Annotated in this window: 7 protein-coding genes; 1 reads left to right on the top strand and 6 read right to left on the bottom strand. The window is 60.2% G+C overall.

Annotated elements, in window-relative coordinates:
• Positions 1 to 135: 135 nt before the first annotated feature.
• The 5 genes from CKA38_RS10315 to CKA38_RS10295 all read right to left on the bottom strand — a co-directional run bounded on the left by CKA38_RS10315 (position 136) and on the right by CKA38_RS10295 (position 12,127).
• Positions 136 to 3,528 carry a TonB-dependent receptor plug domain-containing protein gene (locus CKA38_RS10315; RefSeq protein WP_108825397.1) on the bottom strand — a complete coding sequence of 1,131 codons (3,393 nt, stop codon included), beginning with the start codon at positions 3,526 to 3,528 and terminating at the stop codon, positions 136 to 138.
• Positions 3,529 to 3,958: 430 nt separating this feature from the next.
• A complete protein-coding gene (locus tag CKA38_RS10310; RefSeq protein WP_108825396.1) occupies positions 3,959 to 6,976 on the bottom strand; it encodes a glycosyl hydrolase in 3,018 nt (1,005 codons plus the stop codon).
• A gap of 279 nt (positions 6,977 to 7,255) precedes the next feature.
• On the bottom strand, positions 7,256 to 10,345 hold the full coding sequence (locus CKA38_RS10305; protein ID WP_108825395.1) for a glycosyl hydrolase: 3,090 nt from the start codon (positions 10,343 to 10,345) through the stop codon (positions 7,256 to 7,258).
• A gap of 54 nt (positions 10,346 to 10,399) precedes the next feature.
• Positions 10,400 to 11,254: a hydroxymethylbilane synthase gene (gene hemC, locus CKA38_RS10300; protein ID WP_108825394.1), complete on the bottom strand. Its 855-nt coding sequence runs from the start codon at positions 11,252 to 11,254 to the stop codon at positions 10,400 to 10,402.
• A gap of 93 nt (positions 11,255 to 11,347) precedes the next feature.
• Positions 11,348 to 12,127, bottom strand: a complete 780-nt coding sequence (locus CKA38_RS10295) for a superoxide dismutase (protein ID WP_108825393.1) — start codon at positions 12,125 to 12,127, stop codon at positions 11,348 to 11,350.
• 113 nt (positions 12,128 to 12,240) lie between these two features.
• Here CKA38_RS10295 and CKA38_RS10290 point away from each other — a divergent pair, with 113 nt between their 5' ends.
• Positions 12,241 to 12,930, top strand: coding sequence for a GDSL-type esterase/lipase family protein (locus CKA38_RS10290; RefSeq protein ID WP_108825392.1), 690 nt, complete (start codon positions 12,241 to 12,243; stop codon positions 12,928 to 12,930).
• 81 nt (positions 12,931 to 13,011) lie between these two features.
• Here the strand turns inward: CKA38_RS10290 and CKA38_RS10285 are convergent, their stop codons facing one another.
• Complete coding sequence (locus CKA38_RS10285) at positions 13,012 to 13,518, bottom strand: STAS domain-containing protein (protein ID WP_108825391.1); 507 nt, start codon at positions 13,516 to 13,518, stop codon at positions 13,012 to 13,014.
• Positions 13,519 to 13,544: the final 26 nt, after the last annotated feature.

The following is a 13,544-nucleotide window of genomic DNA, read 5'->3' as shown; positions in this document are numbered from 1 at the left end:
CCTCAATACCGGGCAATTTTTCATCACAGGAAAGACGCTGGTGCAAGGCGTTGCTTGCAACGTCTTGCACCAATCGAGTCTCCTGTGTTTTCCGCATTTGCCTGGAAAACCGATTCGTTACCTTAAGCGCGTTGCTCAGAAGGAGAACGTCGATGTGATTTCATACGTCCGCTCGGCGCCGATGCGATAGGCCGCGACCTCGTAGGTATTGATGTCATTCAATGTCACGGGGTTCGCTTTCACGGGGATGAACAGGTTTTTGTTAAAGAGATTCCTTATGTTGAGCTGTATTTTCCATTCGATGCCTTTCCAGATTTTTCTCCGGTAGCTCAACCAGGCGTCGAATGTTGTAAGCGACGGTCCCATGAACGGGTTTTTCACATCGGTGATCATCTTGTCCGCGGCAGCCATGCCGGTCTTCCAGTCGGGATTCTCTATGACAGGATAACCGATGCCAACCTTGTCCTGCCAGCGCATGGCGCCGCCAATGCCCCACCCCTTGAGGAACGATTCGCGGTCAAAGTTGTAATTGGTGACAACATTCACGCGCCACTCGCGCAGCTCGGGCGTCCACTCGCCATTGGAGAGCTTGGCCGTGGTCATCGGGCCGGTGATATATTGGGTCACATAACGGTCAACACGCTGCACGGTTGAGAGGTCAAATTCCCATATCGCAGGATTCTGCCACTGGGGAAGCCGGTCGGAGATGAGCGCGTCGAGCAACGCGCTGGTTTCGCCGCGCGTGGCCTTTTGCCGGGCCGCGTTAAACATGATGCGCCAGTTTTTGGTGGGGTTGAACACGGCCTCGATTTCCACGCCCTTGGAAACGGAACGGGTGGTGGCCGCGATTCCCGACGGGGTGACGGGACCGGAGATGTCGCGCGTGCCGTCGTCCCTGACACTGTATTCGCGCCATTGGTAATTGGCGAGATACCGGAGAAAGAGATTGGAGGCGTCGGAGCTGTCATAGCCTACATAACCGGCGGCATCAAGTTGCGCCTTGGGCATGTTTTCCATGAGCTGCATTTCCAAGTCATAAACACGGTTCAGCGTCACCTGCACCCGCGTGTCGGTCATGTTGTTTTGGGTGGTCTCATACCAGGTCGCCCGAAGGCTGAAACGGTTGTCGAACGCTGAAACACGGAAGCCGTATTCCTTGGTCTTGCCCTGCTGGGGCGAGATGCGATCGCCGAGAATATCGACACGCATGCCGGCGCCCACGTCGAAGTTTTCCGACTTGTTATAATACAGCGAAAGCGTGGGCTTGCTTGGAATGCGCGCGAACCACCGCGGCGGCACGTGCAACGCGAGGCCGTAGCTGAATGTGTCCGCCTCGGTCTCCATGACATCACCCATGGGCATGGGAACGCTCAGGCTCACCGTTTTGGTGATGGGATCAGCGGGTATGCTCTTGCCGGTGCCCGGGCCTTTTTGCGTCCGGTCCGTGTCTTTTCTCCAGCCGAGCGTGGAGACGAGCATGTTGTCCATCCAGTTGCCCTGCCAGACAAAGGCGACGGACTCGACCTTGCTGATGTCGCGCTGCCGTGTGTTGGTGGTGTAAGCGTAATCGTCCTCGTAAGTGTAAACGGGGACGGTCTGCTTGCCCCAAACATAACCCGTCGTGGGGTTCAGTGTTCTGACATCCACCGACGAGGGAAACACCATCGTGGAACGCACGCCCGGCAGGTTTGCGCCCGCCGCGCTGTCCGCGCCGTAAAGCGAGGGCCCGAGATACACGATGTTGGTTATCTTGCGGTAAGTGCCCAGTGAGTTGTTGTTCGCGGTTCCGACAGAGAAGGCGGGATCCACCACCGCATTATATCCAGAGCGAAGGTTTTGCACGCGCTTGTAACGCGAGCCCATGAGGTTGAAACTCTGAACGCCGAGGAGCTTGAGGAGGAAGTTGTTTCCGTGCTCATTAAAATCATACTGGAAAAACGCCGTGCCGCGCCAGGTCTTCAGCTTGTTGTCGATGTGATTATACATGCCGCTGGAGGAGAGGAATGGCCGTCCGAAATTCGGGTTGGGCCGCCCGTCTATGGTCACTGTGTTTACATCGACGAATATGTTGTTTCCGCGATAGCCATTCAGCGTGCGATGCATCGACGAGGTGCTGTGCTGGTAATCATAAACCGCCTCGACGCCGCCCCGGCCGCCGGGACCGGCGCGGAACAACTGCTCGACCGCGATGTTCGCCGAGTCAAAATCGATCCACAGCCCGCTGTTCGGACCGTCGATCATGTAGGTGCGGTAGTCAAAGATGGAACGGTCGGTGATCTGCTTGGCCACGGTGAAGTTGGCCAGCGGATCCACGGGCGCGACATTTTGCGCGATTTCGCGCGAACTGCGCGGCGCCAGAAAACGGTAGGTTCCGATGCCGTTGTTAAGGCCGATATAATCCGCGGGCACATTGACATAGCCGATATAGGAATCCGAATGCACCGCGTCATCCGCCGAAAAATAAACCAGCGCGGGGTTGCTGCTCCAGTTGCCCGCCATGCCGTCCAGGTTGTTGGCGCGTTGATAGGCCGTCTCCACACCGCGCGCGGGATCCAGGGTTTTCTTGGCGGTGAAATCGTTTGTTCGGGTGGGCTGATCAAAATCCCACCAAGTGGTCAGGCTGTCGAGCGGCGGGTCGAGTCGCGGCATGCGCTGGTCGATGTGGCCGTGCTCGGCGTTGACGCGGAGTGATGTGTATTTGAACGGCTTGTAAGTGACGGCGCCGTAATACCGCTCCTGGTCGCGGAATGAGAACTCCTGCTCGTAACGGCGGTTGTCGTCGAGCATGGCCACGCGGACGGAGAGCTTGTCTTTTACCAACACGCGCTCGACGTCGAGTGAAAGCCGGTAGGTGTCGTAGCTGCCAAAGGAAAAGCGCGCGTTGCCGCGGTTTTTAAACATCGGCGCGATCAACGAGTTTTCTATGATGCCCGCCGGGCTGCCAAATCCGAAGAGGATGGCGTTGGCGCCGCGATTCACCGTGACACTCTGGGTGTTGTAACCGTCCATCGGTATGTATGGACTGAGGAAAAAATTGCGCGTCTGGTCCGCCGCGGCGAGACCGCGCACGCGGGTGGTGGTCGTTGCGGAGTCGCGCTGATCCTCGAAGTTCTGCGAGCCGTCCGACTTGCTGTAGGAACCGGAATAGTTTCCGCCAATGCCCATGACCTCGGTGCCGGGTGTGTATATGAGCAAATCCTCAAGTGTGTTGGCGCCGAGATCGTCCATCAAATCCTTGGTCACGACACTGATTGACGCGGCAATGTCCTTGAGCGGAGTGCGAAACCGCGTGCCGGCCAGCGAGTCGGTGGCGGCATACCCGGTGTCCCGCTCTCCCTGCACAACGAACGGACTCAACTCGACAACTTCATCGCCCGCCGACACGCGCTCAGCAGCGGTGACGTTCACAGGCGCCTGTGATTGTGCCGCGGGCACGGGTGCGACCGCTTGCGCAACAAGAGCATGGGGAATGATAACCAGGCCCGATACGAGGACGAGCCCAAGCCGGAGGTATTTTTTAGTGTTCATGGGATTGTTTATGTTTGGGTTTATTCGCAAAATTTTTACTGAAAGCGCGGGATGAATTATTTTGGCTATTTGGACGAGACGGCTGCTCGGGGGAGGCACAAATGACGGGGATCGGGGAAATCAATTTATGAAAAATCTGCCCAAAGCTTATCGCATAGCCATATATTGGAGAATCCTATCAATGATTTTTTATATACAAAAAATGCCCAACATCAGAAATAATACATTTCTCCCTTGGGAAAATAGTGTCTCTCCGAAAATCACTGCAGAATAATTGCATTCTCAAGTGAAACGCACAGGGGAACGCCCGCCGACAATATGCCGGGCATTCACGTGGAATACAGGATATGCCCACAATGGCGCATACAATATATGCATCTCACCCGCGCGCTCGGCGACTGCTCGCGCCAAAGGAAAACCGAAGGGGCATTCAGCGGTTTTCCCGCAATATCCAGACGGGGCCGAGCAGGCCTGACGGGAGGAGCGCGGCATCGTCCTTGAGCGGGATATTGGTGCGCGTCAGTTTTTGCGAGGCGGGCAGGTATTTGTCGCCGATCAATCGGTTCGGCCAGAGGTTCACCACGTCGATTTCCAGCACATTGCCCGTCCGTTTGAGCGCCTCGGTGATGTCCACCTGCCACGGTGCCGTCCAGACCGTGCCCAGCGGGACGCCGTTCAGGCGCACGACCGCGAGATTTTTCACGACACCGAGATCAAGAACGATGCGGCGGCCTTCCGGCACCTCAAATACGAGGTCAAAACGCTTGGTGTAAGTGACCGTGCCGGAATAATGGCGGATGCCCTCGTCGCGATGCAGCGTCCAGTCCATCAGGCCGGAAAACTCGACTTTCGCCGGGCCGCCCCAAGCCGGGTCAAACGCCAGCGTCCACGCGCCCGTGATTTCCTGCGCGGGCGCAAGTGGAAGCGTGTTGAAGCGGCTCGCCACGCGTTGCGGACGGGGATTTGCCGGGGCGGGTTTTCTGAAAACAACGAACAGCGATTGATGCGGCGCGAGCGCGAGCGGCACGTTGGCGCGGGCGGACGCTCCCCCACCCTCGCCCCACCACTCGGTGGCGGCGCGGCGTTCGCCGGTGACGGGATCCCATATTTCCGGCTGCAAACCGGCCACGCGAAACAAGCACTCCGCGCGAACCGGGCGCGCGTTGCGGTTGACCACAAAATAAATCTCCGCGCCTCCATCCGCGCCAGGCAGCGCGCGGTGTATCCAGTCGAGCGGCCCCGCCCCCGCATTGTATTCAAAATCAGGATACACCCCGTCGCGCTCGAGCACCGCGCGCTCGCTCATTCCCCAAAAAACGCGCCCGCGCCCGAACCGGTTTTCCACGCGGGTCGCGCCGTCGCAGGAGCCCCACACGGCGGCGGCGATGCCGCGCACCTCGTCATCGCATTGCGGATAGCCGCCAAGCCCGGGCGTCTGCGCCGGGGGCGGGCCGATCACCGTGGCGCCTGCTTGCACAAGGTCGCGTATTTTTCGCGCAACCTCGAGCGGCATGCGGTCAGTCTTCGGCAGCACAAGCACGCGATAGCTCATGCCGTCGGGCATCACGAGTTTTCCGTTTTCCGGCGACACGGAAAGGCGCGTGAGCAATACGTCGGTGTTGCACACATCGTAGTCGTAGCCCTCGCCGAGTCCGGGCGGCGTGTGCCTGGGCTCGACAATGTTAGGGGTCCAGTCGCCGTTGTAATAAAGCACATCGGCCGCGAACAACCCGCTTTGGAGCAAATGCTGGCATCGCGCGAGGTAGTCGAGAAACGCACCCGACTGCTCCCACCAAGTGATGTTCGGGTTGAAGTGCGTGCCGGCGCCGTATTCGTAACCGGGCTTGCCGTCCTCCGGGCGGGTGGCCGTGGAGGTGTGAAAAACGAAGCGATTAATGCCCTCGCAAAACGCGCGATCGGCGGTGGGCTTGAGCGCGGCGGGATCATCGCTCCAGTGCGCGAATGTGGTGAACGCCTCCGCCGACGCCGTTTTTTTGCCGTAAATGTGCGACGCCGTGGCGACCATTTTGCCCACTTGGTTCTGGCCGTTTTGCACAAAGCGGTAGTTGTCCTGCCAGAACTCGCCCATCGGCCTGCTCACGCGTCCGAGATTTTTTAACGCGTCCATGCACATCGTCGCCGACCAGCTCGGACCGGCGGCCTCGGACTCCGCCTCCATGCCGTGTTCGCGACACAGCGCCTCGAAACGCTTGTAATGCTCGTCGGCCATGAGGTCGGCGACCGTGCGGCGATAGTCGTGGAGAAAGCGGTCGGAAATCTCCGCGCTTCCAACGATGCGCCCGGCAAAAACCGGCAGGTAGGGTGTCGCGTCGTAGCCGCGAAGGCGTTGAAATTGTTCGAGAATGTCGGCGGTCCAGTTTGGAAAACCGTCCTCGAAACTATCGTCGTGAAAAAACTTAAGCGTGCCGTTCACGCCCGTGCGCACGCCGGCCGCCGCGGTTTCCTCGAGGAAAATTTTTCCGAGGTGCGCGAACTGCGCCTCGACGCCGCGCGCGCTCAGCCAGTCGATCTCCAATCCGTCGGCCTCGGGCAGCGCATAGGCCGTGCGCGCACCGGTCATGCGATGGCCCGTGCGCAAAATCACCCAACGCCCCGGCGGCACGTCCCATTCGAGGTGTCCGTCCGCGCCGACTTTGTCCGTGAGGTCGATCACGTTGTTTGCGGCGAGCGGCAGGTCGCCGCGCTCACTCTTCCACGGCACGCGCACCGGCGTCATGACCTCCCGCGCATACGCGTGGCTGCTCGCGTCGAGACGGTTGCTTTTCGCCTGAAGCAGACTCAAGCGCTCGCCTGAAAACGACATGGCTTTCGCCGCCTGATCGGGTTCGGGAAACGCGATGATTTTTGTATCGCGGTAATCCAGTTGATCAAGCGGCAGGTCCACGTAATTTTTGACAAACAAATGGCGCGCGCCGTCGTAACCGTCGCGGTTGCCGGGCAGCGGCAGCGCGCCTGAGAATTTTTTCGGCCCCGTCACGCTCAGCGTCGATTGCAAGAACCAGCGGCCGGAGTCCTCCGGCTTGATCCACGGCCCGCCCATGCACCAGCCGGTGCTCAGGTTGATGCCCACCTCAATGCCCAGTCGCTGCGCCTCGCGCATCGCGTGCCGGAAAAGCTCGCGCCATTCGGGCGAGAGAAACGCGGGGCCCTGCGGAATCGGGCGCGTGCCAAAGCCGATCGTGGAATTGATGAGCACGACACCGCCGATTCCCTTGGCGCGAAACTCCTCCAGATCGCGCGTGATGCCGGTCTTGTTGACGTTGCTGTTGAACCACCACCAATACGTCGAGGGTTTCGCGGCGTCGGGCGGGCGAACAAAGCCCTGCTCGAGCACCGATGCCGCGGGCGCGGCGCAAACCGTCGCGGCGGACTGCAAAAAGGCGATGGCGAACAGGCAAATGAACAGGATGGCGGCGGTTGGTTTCATGGCATGGAGTCCGGTTATGATAGGGACGAATCAAAAGTAGTGTGTGAAAAACCCGGGCCAATTTATCGCATCGATGCAAAACGGGGAATCCTCCCAATGATGTTTTATATGCAAAAAATGCCTGAATTCGAAAACAGGCGATGTGACCGTCCCTACTCTTTAAGCCCGTGTGAAGTTGATGCGCGAGATACAGGATATGCTCAATAATGACGCGTGCGGAACGGAGCGGCGATCTCCATGTTGCCGCTCCTTCCGCACGCGTGGTGTGCAAACGTTGTGTCAGGTTCCGAGCACCAGCTTCACCGGGCCCAGCAGGCCGGACGGGAGCAGCGGCATTTTTTTCGGATCAACGGGGATGTTGGTGTAGGTGATGCGTTTTTCCTCGGGCAGCATCGCGTCGCCGACGAGGCGGTTGCGCCATTGGTTGACCACTTCGATCTCCAGCGTGTTCGCGCCGTCCTTGATGAAGTCGGTCACATCAACGCGCCACGGAGATGTCCACACGGTGCCGAAATCATGGCCGTTGAGTTTCACGCCGGCGATGTCGCGAACCGTGCCGAGGTCGATGAAAACGCGCGCGTCCTTGTCGCGGGCGCCTTTTTTATAATCGAAGCGTTTTGTATAAAACGCGGAGCCGGAATAATACTTGATGCCCGGCTCGGAGCGCTTCGTCCAATCCTCAAGCGCGGCAAACTCAACCTTCGAGGGACCGCCCCACGCGGGGTCGAACTTCACCGTCCACGCGCCGGACAGCTCGGCGGCGTCGGCGTATTGCGGGAAGTTTTTCGCGCGGGCCTTTTGGGCGAGGGCGGACGGCGTCGCGGGGAACACAACGAAGAACGATTGGAACGGCGCGAAATCCAACGACACCACCGTGCGGCCGCGCTCCTCGCGGTGCGCCGCGGCGCGCATGGTGCCGTCAACCGCGTTCCAGATTTCCGGCGCGCGGCCGGTCACGCGGAAGGCGCACTCCTGCGTTTGCGCGAGGGGCGACTGGTTTGCGACGAGGTAGATTTCCGCGCCGTTTTTGCCGGGGACGCTGCGGTGAATGAAGTCCATTCCCGTGCGGCTCGCGTGCGCGACGCCGGTGGACTTGTCGGCGGCGGCGGTGTTTTCGGCGCAGGCGAAATCGGGGCCGATGCCGTCCTTCGCAAGAATCTCGCGCAGCGTCACGCCCCAGAAAACGCGGCCGCGGCCGTATTTGTTCGCGGTGCGGTTTTTCCCGTCGCAATCACCCCAGACTTCGCTCGCGAGTTTTTTCACGGCGGCATCGCACTTGGGATAATTTTTCATGCCCGGATCTTTTTCCGGACGAGGCCCGGTGATCGTAGCGCCCGCCTTTACGAGCGCCTTTATTTTTTCCATCACCTCGACGGGCATGCGGTCGGTTTCGGGAAGCGCGAGCACGCGGTAGCTCATGCCGTCGGGCAGCGTGAGGCGTCCATCCTTCGCCACCGAGAGGCGCGTGAGCAGCACCTCGGCGTTGCACACGTCGTAGTCGAAACCAAAGCCGAGCGAGGGATCGATGCGCTTGGGCGGAACGATGTTCGGCGCCCAGTCGCCGTTGTAATACAGCACGTCGGCGACAAACAATCCCTGGCGCAACAGGTGCTGGCTTCGCCCGATGTATTTCAGGAACGCGCCGGCGTGGTGCCACCAGGTCACGTTCGGGTTGAAGTGCGTGCCCGCGTAGTATTCGTAGCCCGGTTTTCCGAGTGTGGACTTGGTGGCGGTCGTTGTGTGAATCGAGAAATGGTTGATGCCCTCGCAGAAGGCGCGGTCGGCCTGCTGCTTGAGGTTGCCCGGATAATCCTGCCAGTGGCGCATCGTCGTGAACGATTCCGCCGACGCCGTTTTTTTGCCGTAAATGTGCGCGGCGGACGCGACCATTTTGGTCACCTTGTTCTGGCCTTCCTCAAGGCGCGAGGTGCCGTAGCGGAGCTTGGGATCGAGGCCGCCGGGCTCGTCGTGACGCGTGCCCATCCAGAACTCGCCCATCGGACGATCCGCGCGGCCAAGGTTCTTGAGCGAGTCCATGCACATCGTGCCGGAGCGGCTCGGCCCCGCCGACTCATGCTGCGCCTCCATGCCAAGCTCGTGACACTTTTTGCCGAAGTAGGCGTAGTGCCTGTCGGCCATGCAATCGGCGACCGTCTTCCGGTAGTCGTGCAAAAAGCGGTCGGAGATTTCCGCGCTGCCGACAATGAATCCGTTCATCACCGGCGTGTAGGGACGCGGATCGTAGCCGCGCCGCGCCTCGAACTCTTTCAAAATATCCTCGGTCCAGTTCGGAAAACCGTCCTCGAAACTGTCGCTGCAAAAATATTTCAGCGTGTTGCGTCCGTTGACTTTTCCGCCCTCCAAAAACTTCTTGCCGATGTTCTCGAACTGAATGTCCACCGGCTTGCTCGCGAGCCAGTCAACCGAAAGGCCGTCGGCCTCGGGCGGCGCGATCATGAGCCGCGAGCCGGTCATGCGATGCCCCGTGCGCACGATCACCCAACGACCGGCGGGAACGTCCCACCGCAGGCGTCCGTCGGCGGAAACCTTCGATGTCAAATCAACGACATTCTCCGGCGCGATCGGCTTGTCCGAGGAATGCGCCGGCCACGCCCCGAGCGTGGGGCCGACCACGTCGCGCGAGAGCGCGTGGTTGCTTGCGTCGCGGCGGTTAGTTTTGGCGGGGAGAAACTCAAGCCGCTCCTTGTCGGTGAAGCGCGCCGCGTCGCCCGCGTCGTCGCGAAACGCCACCACGCACGTGTCGCGGTAATCGAGCTTTTCAAGAGGCAGGTCGATGTAGGCTTTGTAGCCTGGCGGATTAAAAACCTTGTCGTAACCGTCGCGGCCGCCCGGAAGCGGAAGCGCGTCGTCGAACTTCGCCGGCCCCTCGATGACATGCCGCGATTGCAAAAACCAGCGCCCCGAATAACGCGGCTCGATCCACGGTCCGCCCATGCACCAGCCGCCGCTCAGGTTCACGCCGAACTCGATGCCGAGCCGGTCGGCCTCGCGCACGGCGTGCTTGTATAATTCCATCCACTCGCCGGACAAAAACGCCACGCCCTTGAGCCGCCGGTCCGCCGGGCCTAGGTTTGTGGAGTTCACGAACAGCACCGTGCCGATTCCCTTCGCGGCGAACTCCTCGAGGTCGTGCGTGATGCCCGCCTTGTCCACCTGCCCGTCGATCCACCACCAATAACCGCCCGGGCGCGACGAGTCGGGAACGTTCACAAATTCCTCCGCGAGCGATCCGGCGCCGGCCGGGCGAGCTCCCTTGCGGTCCGCCACTTTCGCGAGCAAGCCTGAATGGGGCACGGCCAGCGCGACCCCGGCCAGTGAGCTGAGTTTAATAAAGTCTCTGCGTTTCATAATGGTATCGTGTTTGAGGGTTATGTTTTGGGATTTGGTTTTGTTTGAGTTCGACTAAAGATTAAGCCCCAAGCGCGCCAGCACGCGGCGGGCGGTTTCGTCGGGATTGCTGAAATCATCAGGCGCAAGCGGAAGATTGTGCGAACCGGTCTGCTCGTGAAAAAACCACAGCGTGTCGCGCGCGGCATGGACGCCGAGCGCGGTGTGACACCCGCCACCAAGCGCGGATTGGAAGGCGCGCTCAAGAGCGATATGTCGCGCGGTTTCCGCGTCAAAATGCGGGGCGTATTTCGCGACGTCGGCCTCGCGGCATTGCACGCCAATCGCAGCCTGGCCGACAGCGGGAACCATGGTCTCAAATCCAAGCGCGTGAAACTCCACGCCGGGCCAGTTGCCGATGCGCAGGCGCGCGAGTCCCGCGGCGGCAAGGATGGTCGCGTCGGCCTCGCCATCAGCGATTTTGCGCAGGCGCGTGTCCACGTTGCCGCGAATCTGGGTGAACTGCGCGCCGGGAAAAAGTTTCGCGATTTGCAGCCGCCGGCGCGGGCTGCCGGTGGCGATTGTTTTCGGCGTGGTGACGCCGGCGCGGAGCACAAGCACATCGCTCGGATCGGCACGCGGAAGATACCCCGCGATGGCCAGCCCCGCGGGCATGTCACCGGGAAGATCCTTTGTGGAATGCACCGCGATATCGGCGTCGCCATTAAAAAGCGCGTGCTCGAGCTCCTTTGTGAAGAGGCCCTTGCCGCCGCGTTCCTCGAGCGACCATTCGACACGCTGATCGCCGGTCGTCACAACCTTGAGCAGCCCGACCTCCACGCCAAGACAGGCGCGCAAACGAGCCGCGACCAATTCGGCTTGGGCAAGCGCAAGGGGACTTTTTCGGGTGGCGAGGGTGAGTTTTTTCAAAACAACGGCCTCTTAAATGGATCGCGACGCAAACTGCCAAGTCTGCTTTTTGTAAAACAGGCGATTTGGGGCGGGCAATCCCGCGGCCGTCACCTACGGGCGGCCCGCGGCATAAAATTCGCCGCAGCGCGACCAGTTGACGACATTCCAAAATGCGGCGATGTAGTCGGCGCGGCGGTTCTGGTATTTCAAATAATACGCATGCTCCCACACATCGAGGCCGAGCACGGGAACATCCCCGGAAAGAAGCGGCGAGTCCTGATTCGCGGATGTGGTGATCGCGAGCCTGCCCGTCTCGCGTGACACGACGAGCCACGCCCAGCCGCTGCCGAAACGCTTCATGGCGGCGTCGGCGAATTGCGCCTTGAATGCGGCGAGGCCGCCAAAGGTGGTTTCAATGGCGAGGCGCAGCGCGTTTTCGCCGGACGCCGGCGCGGAGCCTTTTGCTCGCGGCGCAAGTATCCGCCAGAAAAATGCGTGGTTGGCGTGACCGCCCACATTGTTGCGCAACGCGGTGCGAAGCGGCTCGTCGATGGCGCCGCCGTTGATGCGCGAAAGCAGTTCCGCGATGTCGAGCTTTTGAAGCGCGGGGTGCGAGGCGAGCGCGTTGTTGGCGTTGGTGACGTAGGCCTGATGGTGCTTGCCGTGATGAATCTCCATCGTGCGCGCGTCGATGTGCGGCTCGAGCGCGGCGTAATCAAAACCGAGCGGCGGAAGCGCGAAAGGATAAGTGACGCCGGATTTGGGAGCGGACGACCCCGAGGGCGCGGCGCCAAGTTCAGGTGAGAAAAGCTTGAGGCCGAGCAGCGAGGCGGACACGCCGAGTGTTTTAATCGCGGCGCGGCGGGTGATCCGCGAGGGTTGTTTGTTCATGGGTCCAAAGTCTGCCCTGTCATGCGCGCGCGCAACCCTTCCCCGTCGAAAGTTCGAAAAAATTGGGTGTTTTCAAAAGCTATTAACAACAATAATGACTTTCCCCGAATCTTATGAAAACACTCCCAAAAAAAGCATTCCTGACTGTCGCCCTGTTTTTAACTCTCGCCCATGCGATCTCGCTGGCGGCCGTCAACCCAAGGCACGAACGCTGGAAAAAGGACATCGCCGCGTTCGAGAAGCAGGATCGCGAAAACCCGCCCGTGCAAGGCGGCGTGCTGTTCCTCGGCAGCTCGAGCATCCGTTTGTGGAAAACGCTCGCAGAGGATTTCCCCGGCGTGCCCGTGCGCAACCGCGGATTCGGAGGCTCGCGGATCGCAAACTGCACGTATTATTTTGACAAGCTCGTGATGCCGGCGAAACCGCGTCTAATCGTCTTTTTCAGTGGCGGCAACGATATCAACGCCTGGGAAACGGCGGAGGAGGTGGCATCGGACTTCCGCGCGTTCTGCGCCGAGCTGCACAAGAAGCTGCCCGAAACCAAGTTGATTTATATTTCGATCCCCTTCACCGAGAGCCGCATGATGCAGCGCTCCACAATCGCGCTGGCAAACACCTACCTCTCCGCGTTCTGCCACTCCGACCCGAAGCTGACGTTTCTCAACATGAACGACCACATCCTCACGCCCGAGGGCAACGTGCGCCCGGAATATTATCTCGCCGACAAGCTGCACATGAACGAGGCCGGCTACGCCGTTTGGACCAAGATGCTGCGCCCGATGGTGACCGCCGCGCTCAAGTAAATATCCGGAGTCAAGTCACGCCCCAAAGGCGGGCCACATTTTAGCGCCAGGGCAAGCATACCCCGGCGCATTTTTTTGCGCTTATTTTTGCTCGACGCGGTTTTTCAGGAACGCGACCACATCCTGGAATTTCGAACGGTTGCCCTCGTCGGCGGCGAGAAGGTTTTCGTGCGCTTCGAGCGCGAGCCTGGCGTGGTCGAGTTCCGTCATCGCCCTGGCCGAAAGCGGTGTGTTTGGCGCGCCGAAGTTCATCGGAAAATCGCCGCACTCCACCGTCGCCAAATGCTGCAAACCGAGGTTGCGCGCGAGTTCGAGATTGCGCTTGCCCATGCGCGCCAGCACCAGCGAGCCGGAATCGCCCTTGCGCAACTTTAACGCCGCGCCCGCGAGCACGCCCAGAAAGGTGCTGTCCATGCTCTCGCAGTTTTGGAAATCGATCACGAAATGGGTTTTCCCCTGCCGCATGCACTCCGAAATAAAATCGTTTATTGTCGCGCTGTTTTGAAACGAGGCGCGTCCGGTGATGCGTATCACAACCGGATCGGAATAGGCGTCGACAAGATAAACTGGTTTTGCGGTTTCCGGCATTGGATTTTAGTTTTTCCTTCGCAAGA

The sequence above is a fragment of the Ereboglobus luteus genome, assembly GCF_003096195.1.
Lineage (GTDB): Bacteria > Verrucomicrobiota > Verrucomicrobiia > Opitutales > Opitutaceae > Ereboglobus > Ereboglobus luteus.
The sequence above is the reverse complement of the archived record's forward strand: the minus strand, read 5'-3'. Positions and strand labels throughout refer to the sequence as shown.